Source organism: Nocardia cyriacigeorgica (assembly GCF_010868145.1).
Taxonomy (GTDB): Bacteria; Actinomycetota; Actinomycetes; order Mycobacteriales; family Mycobacteriaceae; genus Nocardia; species Nocardia cyriacigeorgica_D.
On the sequence record NZ_JAAGUY010000013.1, the window covers coordinates 89,242 to 106,448 of the forward strand.

A 17,207-nucleotide genomic window follows, 5' to 3' on the forward strand; every position below is an offset into this window, starting at 1 on the left:
GGTCGAACACATGACGAAGGGTCGGCTGGTTGTTCTGGTCGGCCCCTCGGCCGTGGGCAAATCCACCGTGGTGCGCTGCGTTCGTGAACGTCTACCGCACCTGGTGTTCAGTGTGTCGGCCACGACCCGGGCCCCCCGGCCCGGGGAGGTCGACGGCCGTGACTACCGGTTCGTCACCCGCGCCGATTTCGACGCGATGATCGAAGCCGGTGACCTGCTCGAATGGGCCGACATCCACGGCGGACTGCAGCGCTCCGGAACCCCGGCCGTACCAGTACGTGAGGCATTGGCCGCAGGCCTGCCCGTCCTGGTCGAGGTCGACCTGGAAGGCGCTCGTTCGGTGCGCAAGGCGATGCCCGAGGCGATGCTGGTGTTCCTGGCCCCGCCGAGCTGGGATGAACTGGTCTCCCGGCTGCGCTCGCGCGGCACCGAATCGCCGGAGGTCATCGAGCGCAGGCTCGAGACCGCGCGGACCGAACTGGCCGCCTGTGACGAGTTCGACATCGTCATCGTGAACGACGAGGTGACCAGTGCCTGCGAGCAGTTGGTATCGTTGTTCGTTAGCACAAATTCGAGTTCGTGACATCAGTCCGCGACAACATCGGTAAACAACCCGCAGGAGCCCCCCTAGTGAGCAGTTCGGACACTCTCGCCGCGCCCGCCTACGACACTCCGATCGGCCTCACGAACCCGCCGATCGACGAGCTGCTCGAGCGCACTTCGTCCAAGTACGCCCTTGTCATCTACGCCGCCAAGCGGGCACGTCAGATCAACGACTACTACAACCAGCTCGGTGACGGCATCCTCGAGTACGTCGGCCCGCTGGTCGAGCCCGTCGCGCAGGAGAAGCCGCTGTCGGTGGCCATGCGTGAAATCCACTCCGACCTGCTCGAGCACACCGAAGGCGAGTGACCTCGTCCCGGTGAGCCCGGTGCGCGTCACTGTCGCTCGCCGGGCAGACCGGGCGCTGGTGTCCCGCACAACACAGGAGGCGCAATGACCACACGGGTCGTTGTCGGGGTCGGCGGGGGCATCGCCGCCTACAAGGCGTGCGCTCTCGTGCGCCGCTTCACCGAAACCGGACACCAGGTCCGGGTGATTCCCACCCAATCGGCCCTGGAGTTCGTTGGCAAAGCTACCTTCGAGGCGCTGTCGGGCAACCCCGTGCACACCGGGGTCTTCGCCGACGTGCCCGAGGTTCCGCATGTGCGGCTCGGTCAGGAAGCCGACCTCGTCGTCATCGCGCCGGCGACCGCCGATCTGATGGCGCGCGCCGCCACCGGCCGGGCCGACGATCTGCTCACCGCCACCCTGCTCACCGCGCGATGTCCGATTCTCTTCGCGCCCGCGATGCACACCGAGATGTGGGAGCATCCGGCCACCGTCGCCAATGTCGCCACCCTGCGTGCGCACGGCGCCAATGTGATGGAACCTGCCTCGGGCCGGCTCACCGGCACCGATACCGGTCCAGGACGGCTGCCCGAACCCGAGGAGATCTTCGGCCTGGCGACGCTGCTGCTGGAACGCGCCGACGCCATGCCGCGTGATCTCGAGGGCCGCCGGGTGGTCATTACCGCCGGTGGTACCAGGGAGCCGCTGGATCCGGTGCGTTTCCTCGGCAACCGCAGCTCCGGTAAGCAGGGGTACGCCCTGGCGCGGGTGGCCGCCCAGCGCGGGGCGCACGTCACGCTCATCGCGGGCAATACGATCGAGATGGCCGCCCCCGCGGCGGTCGAGTTGGTCCACATCACCACCGCCGACCAGCTCAAATCCGCCGTGGACAAGCACGCGGCCGGCGCGGACGCGGTGATCATGGCGGCGGCGGTGGCCGATTTCCGGCCGACCAATGTGGCCGCCGCCAAGATCAAGAAGGGTGCCGGTGAACCCGACACCATCGCGTTGACCAAGAACGACGACATCCTCGCCGGCCTGGTCCAGGCGCGCCGCGACGGGCAGCTGCCCGGCACTGCGATCGTAGGATTCGCCGCCGAGACCGGAGATGAACACGGTGACGTGCTCACCCACGCGCGCGCCAAACTGGCCCGCAAGGGGTGCGATCTGCTGGTCGTCAATGCGGTCGGCGAGGGCAAGGCGTTCGAGGTCGATACCAACGACGGCTGGCTGCTCGGTGCCGACGGCACCGAACAGTCGCTGGATCACGGGTCAAAGGCGCTGCTGGCGAGCCGGGTGCTCGATGCGCTCGGACCGCTGCTGAGCTGAGCCGACGCGGCGGGCACCATGGCAGACCGACTCCGAGATGCGTTGCGCGACCGGCGTAATCACGTCAACTCGGTGCGCGAGAACGCATCGGCGGCGTCTAATGGGAGCGGGTAGTCGAACAATGCCACCGGCGGATGGGACCGCAGTCCGGGACAGCGGACCGGCATGTCGGTGGTTTGGAATAGTCTGGGACCAGGATTGCGCCCCGGCGTGGGAACGTTGTCGTCGAACCGAGTGGTGTCGCCGAACGTAGGCATCGCAGCAGCGGCAGCGCGGCGCTAGGGTCGCAGACCGAGAAGAGCAACCCGTTGAGGGAGAGGGAACAACTGTGCGCACGACCGGCAGTCGGCTATTCACCAGTGAGTCCGTGACCGAGGGTCATCCGGACAAGATCTGTGACGCCATCAGCGATTCCATCCTCGACGCGTTGCTCGCGGAGGATCCGCGCAGCCGGGTCGCGGTGGAGACTCTGGTGACCACCGGGCAAGTGCACGTCGCCGGTGAGGTCACCACCGAGGCATACGCGGACATTCCGCGCATCGTCCGGGAAAAGGTCCTCGAGATCGGATACGACTCTTCGGCAAAGGGTTTCGACGGCAACTCCTGCGGTGTGAACATCGCCATCGGCGCGCAGTCCCCGGACATCGCGCAGGGCGTCGACACCTCGCACGAGGCGCGCGTCGGCGGCTCCGACGACGAGATCGAACAGCAGGGCGCCGGTGACCAGGGCCTGATGTTCGGTTACGCCACCACCGACACCCCGGAGCTGATGCCGCTGCCGATCGCGCTGGCGCACCGGCTCTCGCGCAGGCTCACCGAGGTGCGTAAGACGGGTGTGCTGCCGTATCTGCGTCCGGACGGCAAGACCCAGGTCACCATCGAGTACGAAGGTGATCGCCCGGTCCGGCTGGACACGGTGGTCATCTCCACCCAGCACGCCGCCGATATCGATCTGGACAACCTGCTCGCCCCGGATATCCGCGAGAAGGTCGTCGAGTCGGTTCTGACCGACCTGTCGCTGCCCAGCCTCGACGTCGCCGACGTGCGGCTGCTGGTCAACCCCACCGGCAAATTCGTGCTCGGCGGCCCGATGGGTGACGCGGGCCTGACCGGCCGCAAGATCATCGTCGATACCTACGGCGGCATGGCCCGTCACGGTGGTGGCGCGTTCTCCGGCAAGGATCCGTCGAAGGTCGACCGGTCGGCCGCCTACGCCATGCGCTGGGTCGCCAAGAACGTGGTCGCCGCGGGCCTGTCCGACCGGGTGGAGGTGCAGGTCGCCTACGCCATCGGTAAGGCGGCGCCGGTCGGCCTGTTCGTGGAGACCTTCGGCACCGAGAAGGTCGACCCGGCGCGGATCGCCAGCGCCATCACCGAAGTCTTCGACCTGCGTCCCGGTGCGATCATCCGCGATCTGGACCTGCTGCGCCCGATCTACGCACCGACCGCCGCGTACGGCCACTTCGGCCGCACCGACGTCGACCTGCCCTGGGAGCACACCGACCGCGCCGACAAGCTGCGCGCCGCCGCCGGCCTGTAGTTTCCGCGCCCGGGTGAACGAACTCGCGGCCGATAGCACCCCCGGCGACGCACCGTCGCCGGGGGTGTCGGCTGTGTCGGGGACGTCGCCGGGGGCCGACGCGGTGCTGTCGCTTCCGATCGCCCGGGTGCTTCCACTGCTGACCCCCGCGCACCTGGACCGCGACTTCGACTATCTCGTTCCCCCCGAACTCGACGCGATCGCCCAACCCGGCGTCCGGGTCCGCGTCCGCTTCTCCGGTCGTCTGGTCGACGGCTACCTGCTCGCGCGGCTGACGCGCAGCGACCACTCGGGGAAACTGGCACCCCTGGACCGAGTGGTGTCGGCCGAACGGGTCCTCACACCCGAAATTCTGCGCCTCGTTACCTCCGTTGCCGCTCGCTATGCCGGCACCCGCGCCGATGTCCTTCGTCTTGCCATACCGCCACGGCATGCGCGCACCGAGAACGGTATGACGGCCGAGTCCGCAACGAAGAAGTCGTCCAAGGCGAATAAGTCGTCCGAGGGCGAGAAACACGCTGCGGGCGGGGAGGATTCGCCGACTGCCGTGGGGTTCGCGAATCCGCCCGCCCCCTCATCGGCAAGCGCCGGCAGCGACACCGGCTCGGACACAATCGAAACCGACGTCAACATGCCGCAGGACCGGCATCCGGTCGATCCCACGCCGTCGATGGTGAGTACCGAGGACTCCGCGCCGATCCCGAATCGTATTGCCGCGGAGCCGGACTCATCCCATCGATCGTCTTCGGCGCCTTCGCCTCCGAGTGGGACGGCCGGTCCCGGCACGCAAACCGTTCGGCATGGCGGGCACATCGCCGTTCCGGAGGACGACTTCGACGCGGCTCCGCGGTCAACCTCCCGTGACGTCGGCAGCGTCGAAACCTCTGTGCGCGAGGGGGATCGGGCCATCGCAGAGGCGACCCCCCGCGCCGACGGGCCCGATCATTCGGCCGACCAGACGTACATCGCGGCAAGCGAGGCACCATCGGATCTGTTCTCGCGCGCCGGTGTCGATCCCGCACGGTGGAGCAGATACCAGCACGGCGGGAGTTTCCTCGAAGCGTTGGCGCACGGTAAAGGTGTGCGGGCGGCGTGGCAGGCGTTGCCGGGGGAGCAGTGGGCCGCACGGTTGGCGGAGCTGGCGGCGGTAATGGTCGCCAGTGGTCGCAGTGCGGTGCTGATGGTGCCCGACCAACGGGATCTCGATCGCGTGCTGGCCGAATGTCAGCGGCTGGTGGGGGACAAGGCGGTGGGTTTGTCGGCGGGGCTCGGGCCCGCGGCACGCTATCGGCGCTGGCTGGCGGTGCTGCGCGGGACAGCGCAGGTGGTCGTCGGAACCCGCAGTGCGGTGTTCGTTCCCGCCAACGACCTCGGCCTGATCGCGCTGTGGGACGACGGTGACGACACCTATGCCGAGCCGCGTGCCCCGTATCCGCACGCCAGGGAAGTGGCGATGCTGCGCGCCCACGAGACCGGCGCGGCATTCGTGGCGGGCGGGTTCGCACGGACCGCCGAGATCCAGGCCGTGGTCGACTCGGGATGGGCGCATGATCTGGTCGCCGACCGGGCGACGCTGCGATCGGCCGCGCCGCGGATCAGCGCACCGGGTGACACCGATGTCGCCCTGGAACGCGATCCGGTCGCCCGCGCGGTGCGCATACCGGGCGCGGCGTTCGCCGCGGCACGTGCCGCGCTGAAGGAAGGTGCGGCCGTGCTGGTGCAGGTGCCGCGCCGCGGCTATGTGCCATCCCTGGCCTGCGGGAAATGCCGGACGCCTGCGCGCTGCCGACACTGCAACGGCCCGCTCGCCCTGCCGGAGAACCCCCGCCGCGGCGGACACGAACCGTCCGATATCGCGCACAGTCCCAGTTGCCGCTGGTGCGGTCGCACCGAGGCGGGTTTCCGATGCCCGGCCTGCGGATCGCGGGCACTGCGTGCGGTCGTGATCGGCGCAGCCCGCACCGCGGAGGAACTCGGCCGGGCCTTCCCCGGCGTGCCCATCCGGGGGTCCGGCGGTGGCTCCGTCATCGACACGGCCGAACCCGGTCCACAGGTCATCGTCGCGACCGTCGGCGCCGAACCGGTGCTGCCGGGCGGCTACGGCGTCGCCCTTCTCCTCGACGGGTGGGCCCTGCTCGGCCGCGCCGACCTGCGCGCCGCCGAAGACGCCCTGCGCCGCTGGATGACCGCCGCCGCACTGGTTCGTGCACACGGCCAGGTGCTCGTCATGGCCGAACCGTCCATCCCGACGGTCCAGGCGCTCATCCGCTGGGATCCGATCGGGCATGCCAGGGCCGAGGTCGACAGTCGCGCCGAGGTCGGTTTCCCGCCCGCGGTGCGCATGGCGGCTGTCGACGGCACCGCCGAGGCCATCACCGAGCTCCTCGCGGCCGCCACCCTCCCGGAATCAGCCGATCTGCTCGGCCCGGTGCCGTTGCCGCCCTTTGCCCGCAAACCCTTCACCGGCGACTCCCCGGCCGAGGTCGAACGCATGCTGCTGCGCACCCAACGCCGCGACGCCGCAGGGCTGTCCCGGGCGCTGGCCGCCGCCCAAGCCGTCCGCAGCGCCCAACGCTCCGACGCCCCGTTGCGCGTACAGATCGATCCCGTTGACATCGGCTGACCTTCTGGCAGCGGGGTGTGCCGGTGTCGCCCGGGTTCGCGATGCGTCGGTGCCTCGCCGCGGGTGCCGATCGATCCGTCGAGGTCGGCCGACTTCGTGGCCACGGGTGCAGCGGTATTGCCCGAGTCCGCGACGGTCGCCGTCGGCCGGTCCTGCCGCAGCGGGTCCCGTGCGCCGAGCGTTTGCCCCGAGTTCGCGACGCTCCGGTGCCTGGCGGGGGTGCGGATCGATCGGTCGACGCCGCCGCCCCGCGCGCCGGTGCGCGCGGGGCAGGACCGTGCGACCGGCGCCTCCTGAACTCAGCGGAACGCGGCGATATGCGCCTGCGCCCACTCGGCGAACGTACGCGCCGGTCGGCCGAGCACGTTCTGGATATCGGGGCTGATCCGCAGCTCATCGGCAGTGGGAGCGCCGATGATGTCCAGCGTGGTCTCGACTACCGGTTCGGGCATGAACCCCAGCATCGCTTCCCGAGCCTGCGCCCGCGTCTGCTCGACGAACCGGATCGGCTCACCGAGAGCCGCGCCCAATGCCGCGGCCCGCTGCCGAGGGGTGCTGAGCTCAGGCCCGGTGAGCGTGTAGACCCGGCCGGTGTGAGTGTCGTCCAGCAGCGCCGCAGCCGCGACCTCGGCGATATCGCGCGGGTCGACGATGGGCAGCCCGATATCACCGAATGGTGCCGCGACCGTCCGTGCTTCGCGAACCGACCCCGCCCAGGCGTAGGCGTTGGAGTCGAAGGCTCCTGGCCGCAGGATGGTCCACTCCAGCGCCGACTGGCGGACGGCTTCGTCGAAGCCGAGCGCGACAGTGCCGTGTGAGGCCGAATCCGGCCGGGTGGCCACGCCCTGGGAGGACAGCAGCACCACCCGGCGGACGCCACCGGCCTTGGCGACATCGAGGATGTCGGCCGGCCGCATCAGATGCGCACTCATGCCGGTGTCGTGCAGGAATAGGGCCTCTGCTCCGTCGAGGAGGGGACGCAGGCTTTCCGGATCCGTCACATCTGCCTGGCGTGTGCGCACACCCTGCGGGACCGAGTCGGGTGTGACAGTGCGCGACACTGCCGTCACGTCCGCGCCCGCTGCGGCTAGGGCGCCCACCAGCGGGGTGCCGACATTTCCGGTTGCTCCGGTGACCACGATCATCATTCAATCCTTAGTTAGTTGGCTGACTTAATCGACCATAGCGGAAGCGTCACGCACTTGTCTAGAGTTAGTTGTATGACTGACTCAGTGCGTGCGGTGAAGGTGGGAAAGCGGGAGCGGTTGATCGAGGCCGCCGTTCAGGTCTTCTATGAACGCGGCGTGGAGAAGACCACTATTGCCGATATCGCCAAGGTGGCCGATGTGCCGGTGGGCAACGTGTACTACTACTTCAAGACCAAGGATCAGCTGATCGAAGCGGCGGTCAGTGCGCATCGGCAACGGTTGGCGCGACTGCTCGATGAGCTCGATCGCCTCGGCAACCCGCAGGCTCGACTACGCGGCCTCATCGCCGGATGGGTCGACCTGCGCGACCAGGCGGCGCAGTTCGGCTGCCCGTTCGGCACGCTCGCCTCGGAGATGGACAAGCGCCCCGAGATCCTCGACGAGGAGATCGCCGCCACGATGCGCGTCCTCGTGGACTGGACGCAACAGCAGTTCGAGGCCATGGGCCGCACGGATGCGGCCGAACTCGGCGTCGCCCTCATTGCCGCATATCAAGGAATATCGCTGCTCACCAATACTTTTCGTGATCCAGGCCTGATGGCCGCCGAGGGTGACCGGTTGGGGCGCTGGATCGATTCGCTGGCTGCCTGAGGCCTCGACCATGCGCCGGCGGGGCGCCCGTTTCGTGCGGAGCGTCACGCCGGCGGCGCTGAAGAATCTCGAAGAAGGGGTTGTCATGGATAGATTGCCGATATATCGTCGATAGTGTTCAACAAGCACGAGAGCCTGAGGAGGCTTGACATGGAAAACACAGAGATGCATCGAGAGCATGGGCGTCGCGGTGGTCGGCAACGGCCCGGATTCGACGAGTTCGGGCCGCGGCGTGGCCAGTTCCGTCGCGGCGGTGGCGGTCGCCATGGTTTCGGCCCCGAGTTCGGGCCGGGCTTCGGTCCTGGTTTCGGACCCGGCTTCGGTCCGGGATTCGGCCGTGGACGTGGCCGCGGCGGCCGGGGCAGACGCGGTGACGTCCGCGCGGCCATCCTGCTGCTGCTGACCGAACGTCCTATGCACGGCTACGAGCTCATCCAGCAGATCCGTGAGCGCAGTGACGATCTGTGGCGCCCGAGCCCCGGATCCATCTACCCCGCGCTTGCGCAGCTGGAGGACGAGGGCCTGGTGCTCATCGAGAAGGTCGCCGGTCGCAAGACCGCGAAACTGACCGAATCCGGCACCACCTACGTCGAGGAGCATCGCGACGAACTCGGCGATCCGTGGGCCGATGTCAAACAGGACGTCGGTGCCCAGGCGATCGACCTGCGCGCGCTGGTCGGACAGCTCATGGGCGCGGTCGCGCAGGTCGCGGCGGCGGGTACCCCGGACCAGGCGGCCAAGGCGGCGGATGTGCTGAACGAAGCACGCCGTTCGCTGTACCGAATCCTGGCTGACGACGAAACCCCCGAAAAATAACGGGGTGGTGAATACCCAGCTCTGGGGGCGCATTTCGCGCAGACAGGGTAGATCATTGTGACATGGAACAAGCACGCGGTTTGTGGGGTCGGGGAACGTCACAATGGGTTCGGGCCGTACTGGCCGGCGTCGCGGCTGCGGCCGTGCTCATCGGTACGGCGACGGCGCAATCCGGGTCGGCAAGGGCCCAGCCACCCGGATATCAACCGCCACTGGTGCCCACCGGGTCGGCGCCACCACAGCCGGACCATCTGGCCGCCGCCCTGTATATGAAAACGCACCCGAACGCCGTCCCCGAAGGGACCAACGACTTCGGCTGCACGCCCTCCGCCGCCCACCCGCGTCCGGTAGTTCTGGCACACGGCACCGACGCCAGCGCCTATTCCGATTGGTCGACCATCGCCCCGCTGCTCGCGGCCGAGGGATACTGCGTCTTCGCCCTGAACTACGGCGGCAAACCGGGCGCGACCAGCTTCGGCACCGAGGATCTGCGGCTGAGCTCCTACCAGATCGGCGCCTTCGTCGACGACGTCCTCGCGGCCACCGGTGCCGAGAAGGTCGATCTGGTCGGCTTCTCGCAGGGCGCCAATGTGACGCGCTACTACATCAACAAGCTCGGCGGTGCCGACAAGGTCGGCCGCTGGGTCGGCCTGGCCTCGCCGAGCTACGGCGGGGTGATGTACGGGCTGGTGCCGATCGCCCAGGCCGTTCCCGGTGTTTTGGAAGCATTCGCACAGGTGACATCACTGGCTGCGATACAGCAGGTGCAGGGCTCACCGATCATGCTGGAGCTGAACGCGGGTGGCGACACCGTGCCCGGGGTGCACTACGTGACCATCGGCAGCCGTGTCGACGAAATGATTCAACCCTTCGAGAACATCGCCCTGCACGGCCCCGGTGCCGAGAACGTCGTGATCCAGGACCGCTGCCCCGCGAACCTGACAGGTCATTTCCATATGGTCTACGACCCGTTCGTGATGCAGTTGTTGCTCGAGGCTCTCGATCCGGCAACGGCGCCGTCGCCGGTCTGCGAACCCGTGCAACTCGGTACAGGCATCCCGCAGGTGGTCATCGGGGGCAATATCTGAGCGGGAACGCCACGGCGGGCGGCCGGACGGAGGGCTCGACACCCCGCCCGGACCGCACCGGATTTGTACCAGCAATCTGTCGCGGCATCCGGGATCTCCGGCCGGCCCGGCGTGCTCTCTAGAATGGGGCGACCGAATTTCCTCCGTACACCGGGAGCCGCCGTGACCATTCAGCCCGTTCGCCTGTTCGGCGACCCCATCCTGCGAGCCCGCGCCGCGGAGGTCACCGAATTCGATCGTGAGCTGCGGCAGCTGGTCACCGACCTCACCGAGACCATGCACGATGACGGCGGGGTGGGCATGGCCGCACCGCAGATCGGTGTCGGGTTGCGCGTATTCGTCTACGACACCGGCGATGCGGCCGGTCACCTGGTGAACCCCAGCTGGACCGTGCTGGACGAGCAGGAGCAGGTCGGGCCGGAGGGCTGCCTGTCGATTCCCGGCCTGCGCTACGACACCCGCCGGGCGCTGCGCGTGCATGCCTCGGGTGTGGACATGACCGGTGCGCCGGTCGAGTTCGATGCCGAGGGCCTGCTGGCGCGCTGTGTGCAGCACGAATCCGATCACCTCGATGGCGTGCTGTTCATCGACAAGCTCGAGTCCGCCGACCGCAAGGACGCGATGCGCTCGATCCGGGAATCGGACTGGTTCGCCGCGGGCATCACCGTGCGCCCCAGCCGGTCGGTCGCCGAGCGGGGTCGCTGATGCGCATCGTGTTCGCGGGTACGCCCGAACCCGCGGTGCCGTCGCTACAGCGGTTCATCGACTCCGAACGACATGAGGTCGTCGCGGTGATCACCCGACCCGATGCTGTCGCCGGACGTGGCCGCAAGATCACCCGCTCCCCGGTCGGCACACTGGCCGACGAGCACGGCATCCCGGTGCTGACCCCCTCGCGCCCTGCCGATCCCGAATTCGTCGGCGGGCTCACGGATCTGGCGCCCGACTGTTGTCCGGTCGTGGCCTACGGGGCCTTGCTTCCGCAGCAGGTGCTCGACATTCCTCGGTTCGGCTGGATCAACCTGCATTTCTCGCTGCTGCCGGCGTGGCGTGGCGCAGCGCCGGTGCAGGCAGCCATCGACGCGGGTGACGAATTCACCGGCGCGTCGACCTTCCAGATCGAGGCCGGGCTCGACACCGGACCGGTCTTCGGTGTGGTGACCGAACGTATCGCCGTCACCGATACAGCGGGCGCACTGTTGGATCGGCTCGCCGACAGCGGCGCGGTGCTGTTGGAAAAGACTCTCGACGGTGTGGAAGACGGGACACTGCAAGCCGTTCCGCAATCCGGCGACGGTGTGTCCTACGCTCCGAAGGTATCGGTGGAAGCGGCCAGGGTGCGCTGGGATCAGCCTGCGCTGGCCGTGAACCGCCGGATCCGGGCCGTTACTCCGGCGCCCGGCGCATGGACCGAAGTCGCGGGCAACCGGCTCAAGCTCGGACCGGTGGAACTGGTCGAAGAAGTGCTTCCGGAACGGCATATCGAGGTCCGTAAAACCGGTGTGTTCGTGGGTACCGCGACCACGGCGGTGCGTCTGAATCAGGTTCAACCGCAGGGCAAACGCATGATGGCCGCTCTGGACTGGGCGCGCGGTGCCCGCCTCGAGCCGGGCGCGGTGGTCGAATGAGCGGCAACGATCGAGAGCGCGGCGGCGCCGATTCCGGTGGCACGAACCGGCGACGTGACATGTCGCGGGGGTCAGCCGGCCGGGGCCGCTCGTCCGATGCGGGCTCGGAGGGTTCCGGTGCCGATCGGCACCGCGGCGGAGGGGAATCGAGCATCGAACGTCGCCGATCTGCGGGTGCGGGGCGTAGGGACGCAGCCGCGGGGCATCGAGGTGGAGGAGCGCGCGCAGGTACCGGGGGGCAGCGCGACAGCCGCAGCCGAGGCACGGGCCCTGAAGCTGTGTGTCGTGACCGGGAAGACCAGCGCGGCCAGGGAGGGTCCAGGTCCGGAGGTCGTTCGTGGTCTTCCGAGGCAGGCTCCGGTGGAGGCCGCGGCCGCGACGAGCGACCGTCTCGTCAATCGGGCGGTGCGGGCGGGGAGCGCGGCAGCGGCCCGGCCGGGTATGGCGCTCGGTCGGGTGAATCCGGCCGAGGAACCGGTGGCGGTCGCGGCCAGTCGAAGGGTGCCGATCACCGCGGGAAAGGTCGCGGTGCCGCCGGCGATCGTGGCGCTAAAGCCGGTGCGCGAGCGCAAGATCGGGGCCGGCGGCACGGATCGGTCGATCCGGCGCGGGAGGTCGCGTTGGAGACGCTGCGCGCGGTGCGTGAACGTGACGCCTACGCCAACCTGGTGCTGCCTGGCCTGCTGCGCGAACGCCGACTCGAGGGCAGGGACGCGGCGTTGGCCACCGAACTCGGGTACGGCGCGTGCCGGGCGCAGGGCGTATTGGATGCGGTGATCGCCGAATGCGCCGGTCGCGACGTCGCCGATATCGACGGTCCGCTGCTCGATATCTTGCGGCTCGGCGTGTACCAGCTGCTGCGCACCCGGATCGGTGCCCATGCCGCAGTCGACACCTCGGTGGCGTTGGCGCGGGCCGAATTCGGTGCGGGCAAAGCGGGTTTCGTGAACGCGGTGCTGCGCCGTGCGGGAGAGCGTGCGGCGGCCGAATGGGTCGAGCTGCTCGCGCCACGCGATCCAGTGGGGCACCTGGCCTTCGAGTACGCGCATCCGACCTGGATCGCGCAGGCATTCGCCGATGCGCTCGGCGCCGAAGCGGCCGAACTGGGGGATGCGCTCGCCGCAGACGACGCTCGTCCGTCGGTGCATCTGGTGGCGCGGCCCGGTGATATCACCGCCGAGGAGTTGGCCCTGGTCACCGGTGGTGAGGAGGGCCGCTGGTCGCCATACGCGGTGTATCTGGAAGGCGGCGATCCGGGCAAGCTGGAGCCGGTGCGCGAAGGTATGGCCGCCGTGCAGGACGAAGGCAGCCAGCTGGTCGCGCTCGCGCTCACTCGCGCCCCGCTCGAGGGGCCGGACAACGGCAGGTGGCTCGATCTGTGCGCAGGCCCCGGCGGTAAAGCGGCCCTGCTCGGTGCGCTCGCCGCGATCGACCGCTTCCACGTCGACGCGGTGGAGCCCGCCGAGCACCGTGCCGAACTCGTCCGCAAAGCCACCTCGGATCTCCCCGTCCAGGTGCACGTCGCCGACGGCCGCGACAGCGGTCTGACCCCCGGCTACGACCGCATCCTGGTCGACGCACCGTGCACCGGGCTCGGCGCGCTACGCCGCCGCCCGGAGGCACGCTGGCGCCGTACCCCTGCGGACGTCGCCGACTTGGTGGTGCTGCAACGCGAACTGCTGGCTGCCGCTTGGGATCTCCTTCGTCCCGGCGGAGTGGTCGTCTACTCGACGTGCTCGCCACACCTGCCGGAAACGGTGGCCGTCGTCGCCGACGCCGTCCGCCGCACCGGCGCCGAACAACTCGACACCCGCACCTACGTTCCCGGCGTCCCGGACCTGGGCCCCGGCCCAGGCGCGCAACTCTGGCCGCACCGCCACGGGACCGACGCCATGTTCCTGGCCGCGCTGCGCAAACCGGTGTAGTGGCACTCCGAGGCCGCTCGTCGTCCGCGACGGGCGGCCTCGGCGCCGCGATCGGGTGACCCGGAGGGCAGTGGCTGGATCTGCGACATTCGTCCAAGCCACCGTGCAAGCACGGGTGCACACTCGACTCATGGGAATCGACTGGGCGGGTGTGGTGGCGCTGGCGACGGAGTTGCCAGGGGTCGAGGAGTCGACCTGGTGGCGGACGCCGGCGTTGAAGGTGGGCAAGAAGGGGTTCGCGCGGCTGCGGGTGGAGGCCGAGGGCGGGCTGGTGTTGCTGTGTGACGCGCAGGAGAAGGTGGCGCTACTGGCGTCGGGGGATCCGGCGTACTACACGACGCCGCACTACGACGGGTATCCCTACATCCTCATCGATCTCGACCGGGTCGAGATCGACCAACTGCGCGAACTGCTGGATGCGGCGTGGTGGTTGTCTGCACCTGCGAAGCTGCGCAAGGAACGCGAAGGCGCGGGGTGAGCCGGGAAATCAGCGGCCCGGCTATTCCCGCGAGGACTGTTCGCGCAGGCGGGCAAGGGTTTTCGCGAGGATGCGGGAGACATGCATCTGCGAGATTCCCATCTGCTGCGCGATCTGGGTCTGCGTCATGGATTCGAAGAATCGCATGGTGAGAATGCGGCGTTCGCGTTCGGGTAGACCGTCCAGCAACGGACGGATGGCGACGTACTCCTCCACCCGGTCGAACTGGGACTCCTCTTCGCCGAGGGTGTCCAGCAGCGACGCGTCGGTATCTCGGCCGACAGAGGCGGCGTCGATAGAGGTGGGCTGGTAGGCGTTGCCCGCGATGACGGCCTGAGTGACCTCGTCCGGGTCGACGTCGAGTTCGGCCGCGATCTCCTTGGCGGTGGGCGAGCGGCCGAGGGTTTGGGACAGCGAGTCGACCGCGGCGCCGATGCGCAGGTGGGTTTCCTTGACCCGTCGCGGCACCCGCATCGCCCAGGTGTTGTCACGGAAGTAGCGCCGGACCTCGCCCATGATGGTCGGCACGGCGAAGGACAGGAAGTTCGAGCCGCGTTCGACGTCGAATCGGTCCACGGCATGCACCAGGCCGACGCGTGCGACCTGGGTGAGATCGTCGAACGGTTCGCCGCGTCCGCTGAACTTGCGGGCGATGTGGTCGGCGAGGGGGATGCACCGGTTGATCAGTTCGTCGCGCAGCGTGGTGTAGGCGCCGGTGCCGGTGTCGGTGGCGGCGAGCCGGGTGAACAGCGCCGCGACATCGTCGTATCCGGACACCTGGGTTTCTGTGTCCTCGTCGGTGTCCTCGGGCTGCTCGACGTCGGCGGGCTGTTGGGCGTTGTCGGCGGGCTGTTCGGTGCTGTCGTCGTGCTGTGCGGTGGGGTCGGGTGTTTCGGGAGCACCGTCGTTGTCTGCGGAGTCGAGCACGGTGTCCTCGTCGGCCACTACGCCTTCCCTCGGACGCGACGGAATTCGACCGTCGTGGGGTACCCGGAGGCGGCCGGATCGAAGGGGCTCTGGATCGCTTCGACCGAATCGGTGAGCGTGCGAAGCACATGCCAGCCGAAGCTGCGCTGGTCGGGCAGCCCTTCGTCGGCGGCAACCCCGGACACGTGCACGCGCAGTTCCAGGTCACCGACGGTGAACCGGCAGTGCAGGCTGCTGTCGGGTGCGGCGACAGCGATGAGCGTCGAGCACACTTCGTCGACGGCGAGTCGGATATCGGCGACTTCGTCCAGGGTGAAATCACTGAGCAGGACCAGCGTTTCGGCGAGCCCGCGCACGATCGGCAACTGACCGACCGATGCCGCGACCCGAATTTCCACCGGGGTGCTGTAGAGCCCCTGTTCCGCCGAAATATTGATCACGCCATGAGGCTACCCACTCCGGGCCCCGGCAACCCAACTACGGCTGTGACCCATCCCGCAGTGCGCGCGCCCTACCGTTAAACTGCCGCGTTGTGTCCACGCCGACGTTCTCCCGCCCCAAGTCCCCGATGATCGCTCCGTCGATTCTGTCCGCCGATTTCGCGCATCTCGCGGACGAGGCGAATGCCGTGTCCACTGCCGACTGGCTGCATGTCGATGTGATGGACGCGCACTTCGTTCCGAATCTGACCCTGGGGCTGCCGGTGGTGGAGAGTCTGCTCAAGGCCACCGACATTCCGCTGGACTGCCATCTGATGATCGAGGATCCGGGCCGTTGGGCTCCGCCGTATGCGGAGGCAGGCGCCTACAACGTGACCTTCCACGCGGAGGCCACCGACAATCCGGTGGCGGTGGCGCGCGATATCCGGGCGGCGGGCGCGAAGGCGGGCTTGTCGGTGAAGCCGAACACGCCGATCGAGCCGTATCTGGAGATCTTGCGCGATTTCGACACTCTGCTGGTGATGAGCGTCGAGCCCGGTTTCGGCGGGCAGTCGTTCATCGCGCATGTGCTGGACAAGGCGCGCACCGTGCGGCGTCTGGTGGATTCGGGTGAGTTGCGGCTGGTGGTGGAGATCGATGGTGGTATCAATGCCGACACCATCGAGCAGGCCGCCGAGGCCGGTATCGATTGCTTCGTCGCCGGTTCGGCGGTCTACAACACCGCTGATCCCGGCGCCACCGTGGAGACGCTGCGCAGGCAGGCCGCCACGGTGTGGGCGCGCTGAGCCGGGATCGCCGCGGCGCTATACCTGCTTGATCCTGCGGGTGCCGAGCGCTCGGATGGCTTCGATGACGGCGCTTTGCGGCGGCCGATCGGTACCGCTTTCGGGTGCCTTCACCCAGCTCCGATAGCCGGTGCGTTCGTCGTCGGGGGAGGGCAGCACGATGTGGCTGCCTGCGCTGGCGACGGTGGCGTAGAGGCGGAACAGTTCGGCGGATTCGGCGGCGGTGAGGCTGTCGGGGCGGGCTGGGCCGGTAAGGAAGGTCCAGCGGAGGGCCCGGGGATGCGCGACGACGGGTCCGGCGATGTCGGCCAGGCGCAGCCGTTGTTGTACGCGTTCGCCGAGTTCGGCGGGCATGGTAATGGCGCCGTACCGGGCACCCATTTTCAGGAGTATGCGTCGTGAGGTGGGGTCGATGGTGGCTGGGAACTGGTATTCGCGCCGATAGCTGACGCAACGGTTTTCCAGTGTGAAATCGACGAGCGTTGTCACGCCGCACCCCCGGTGGTGTGGTTTTCGCTGGTGGATGTGTGCTGATCGACGGGCTCGGTGTCTGCGCCGATCTCGATTCTGTCCACGGTGATCTTTCGGCTTCCTCGAGTGGTGGACTTGCTGTAGTGATGCGGTGGCGCCGTCGCGCGATCGGCCTCGTGCTGATCCGACGACAGGTTGTGCTGCCAGGATCTGAAACACCTTGGTGCACAATGGTTTACCAGCGTGCTCATGGCAGGGGAAACTGTGGTCGGTGGTGAGGTGTCACGTGTGGCGTGCCGAGATCGAACTGCCGTGTAGGACTCTGTCGTCCGTGGTCACTCTGCCGTACGGAAACGCTGGTGCTGTTGAACGGTGGGAGTCGGCTACATAACGATTTTGCGTCAATATTCTGCCCGGCGCAAGAGATTGCGGAAATTTATGTTTCGGCGGTGTTTCGTACGGGCACC

16 protein-coding genes and 1 pseudogene are annotated in these 17,207 nt (G+C 68.3%); 13 read left to right on the top strand and 4 right to left on the bottom strand.

Features of this window, described 5'->3' with window-relative positions; all coding sequences use genetic code 11:
• Positions 1-10: 10 nt before the first annotated feature.
• The 5 genes from gmk (at position 11) to GV792_RS29625 (ending at position 6,383) form a co-directional block, all read left to right on the top strand.
• Positions 11-583, top strand: coding sequence for a guanylate kinase (gene gmk, locus GV792_RS16900; protein ID WP_163825082.1), 573 nt, complete (start codon positions 11-13; stop codon positions 581-583).
• A 47-nt stretch (positions 584-630) separates the two neighbouring features.
• A complete protein-coding gene (gene rpoZ / locus GV792_RS16905) occupies positions 631-912 on the top strand; it encodes a DNA-directed RNA polymerase subunit omega (protein ID WP_163825083.1) in 282 nt (93 codons plus the stop codon).
• Positions 913-996: 84 nt separating this feature from the next.
• Positions 997-2,220 (top strand): bifunctional phosphopantothenoylcysteine decarboxylase/phosphopantothenate--cysteine ligase CoaBC, encoded by a 1,224-nt coding sequence (gene coaBC, locus GV792_RS16910; protein WP_163825084.1) that lies wholly within the window; start codon positions 997-999, stop codon positions 2,218-2,220.
• 328 nt (positions 2,221-2,548) lie between these two features.
• A complete protein-coding gene (gene metK, locus GV792_RS16915) occupies positions 2,549-3,760 on the top strand; it encodes a methionine adenosyltransferase (RefSeq protein WP_163825085.1) in 1,212 nt (403 codons plus the stop codon).
• Positions 3,761-3,833: 73 nt separating this feature from the next.
• Complete coding sequence (locus GV792_RS29625) at positions 3,834-6,383, top strand: primosomal protein N' (protein WP_445738780.1); 2,550 nt, start codon at positions 3,834-3,836, stop codon at positions 6,381-6,383.
• Positions 6,384-6,682: 299 nt separating this feature from the next.
• Here GV792_RS29625 and GV792_RS16930 read toward each other — a convergent pair whose 3' ends face one another.
• The gene (locus GV792_RS16930; RefSeq protein ID WP_256671549.1) at positions 6,683-7,531 is read right to left on the bottom strand and encodes an NAD(P)H-binding protein; all 849 of its coding nucleotides are present in this window, start codon (positions 7,529-7,531) and stop codon (positions 6,683-6,685) included.
• Positions 7,532-7,603: 72 nt separating this feature from the next.
• On the opposite strand from GV792_RS16930, the gene GV792_RS16935 reads away from it, so the two are divergent.
• The 7 genes and pseudogenes from GV792_RS16935 to GV792_RS16965 all read left to right on the top strand — a co-directional run bounded on the left by GV792_RS16935 (position 7,604) and on the right by GV792_RS16965 (position 14,117).
• Positions 7,604-8,182, top strand: coding sequence for a TetR/AcrR family transcriptional regulator (locus GV792_RS16935; protein WP_163825086.1), 579 nt, complete (start codon positions 7,604-7,606; stop codon positions 8,180-8,182).
• A 150-nt stretch (positions 8,183-8,332) separates the two neighbouring features.
• The gene (locus GV792_RS16940) at positions 8,333-8,998 is read left to right on the top strand and encodes a PadR family transcriptional regulator (protein WP_163825087.1); all 666 of its coding nucleotides are present in this window, start codon (positions 8,333-8,335) and stop codon (positions 8,996-8,998) included.
• A gap of 62 nt (positions 8,999-9,060) precedes the next feature.
• Positions 9,061-10,086, top strand: a complete 1,026-nt coding sequence (locus GV792_RS16945; RefSeq protein ID WP_375154314.1) for an esterase/lipase family protein — start codon at positions 9,061-9,063, stop codon at positions 10,084-10,086.
• A gap of 162 nt (positions 10,087-10,248) precedes the next feature.
• Positions 10,249-10,791, top strand: a complete 543-nt coding sequence (gene def, locus GV792_RS16950) for a peptide deformylase (RefSeq protein WP_163825088.1) — start codon at positions 10,249-10,251, stop codon at positions 10,789-10,791.
• Positions 10,791-11,714: a methionyl-tRNA formyltransferase gene (gene fmt, locus GV792_RS16955; protein WP_163825089.1), complete on the top strand. Its 924-nt coding sequence runs from the start codon at positions 10,791-10,793 to the stop codon at positions 11,712-11,714. The genes def and fmt overlap by 1 nt, the downstream gene beginning before the upstream one ends.
• A 596-nt stretch (positions 11,715-12,310) precedes the next feature.
• Positions 12,311-13,639 (top strand): annotated as a pseudogene (locus GV792_RS16960) (RsmB/NOP family class I SAM-dependent RNA methyltransferase); the annotation flags it as partial.
• Between the two features lie 130 nt (positions 13,640-13,769).
• Positions 13,770-14,117 carry an MmcQ/YjbR family DNA-binding protein gene (locus tag GV792_RS16965; protein ID WP_163825091.1) on the top strand — a complete coding sequence of 116 codons (348 nt, stop codon included), beginning with the start codon at positions 13,770-13,772 and terminating at the stop codon, positions 14,115-14,117.
• A 21-nt stretch (positions 14,118-14,138) separates the two neighbouring features.
• Here the strand turns inward: GV792_RS16965 and GV792_RS16970 are convergent, their stop codons facing one another.
• Both GV792_RS16970 and GV792_RS16975 read right to left on the bottom strand, forming a co-directional pair.
• On the bottom strand, positions 14,139-15,062 hold the full coding sequence (locus GV792_RS16970; protein WP_163825092.1) for an RNA polymerase sigma factor SigF: 924 nt from the start codon (positions 15,060-15,062) through the stop codon (positions 14,139-14,141).
• Positions 15,062-15,484 carry an ATP-binding protein gene (locus tag GV792_RS16975; protein WP_163825093.1) on the bottom strand — a complete coding sequence of 141 codons (423 nt, stop codon included), beginning with the start codon at positions 15,482-15,484 and terminating at the stop codon, positions 15,062-15,064. The genes GV792_RS16970 and GV792_RS16975 overlap by 1 nt, the downstream gene beginning before the upstream one ends.
• A gap of 128 nt (positions 15,485-15,612) precedes the next feature.
• Here GV792_RS16975 and rpe point away from each other — a divergent pair, with 128 nt between their 5' ends.
• Positions 15,613-16,269, top strand: coding sequence for a ribulose-phosphate 3-epimerase (gene rpe, locus GV792_RS16980; protein WP_163825160.1), 657 nt, complete (start codon positions 15,613-15,615; stop codon positions 16,267-16,269).
• A gap of 18 nt (positions 16,270-16,287) precedes the next feature.
• On the opposite strand, the gene GV792_RS16985 is transcribed toward rpe, so the two are convergent.
• Entirely contained in the window at positions 16,288-16,758 is a 471-nt protein-coding gene (locus GV792_RS16985) for a hypothetical protein (protein WP_163825094.1), read from the bottom strand.
• Positions 16,759-17,207 lie beyond the last annotated feature (449 nt).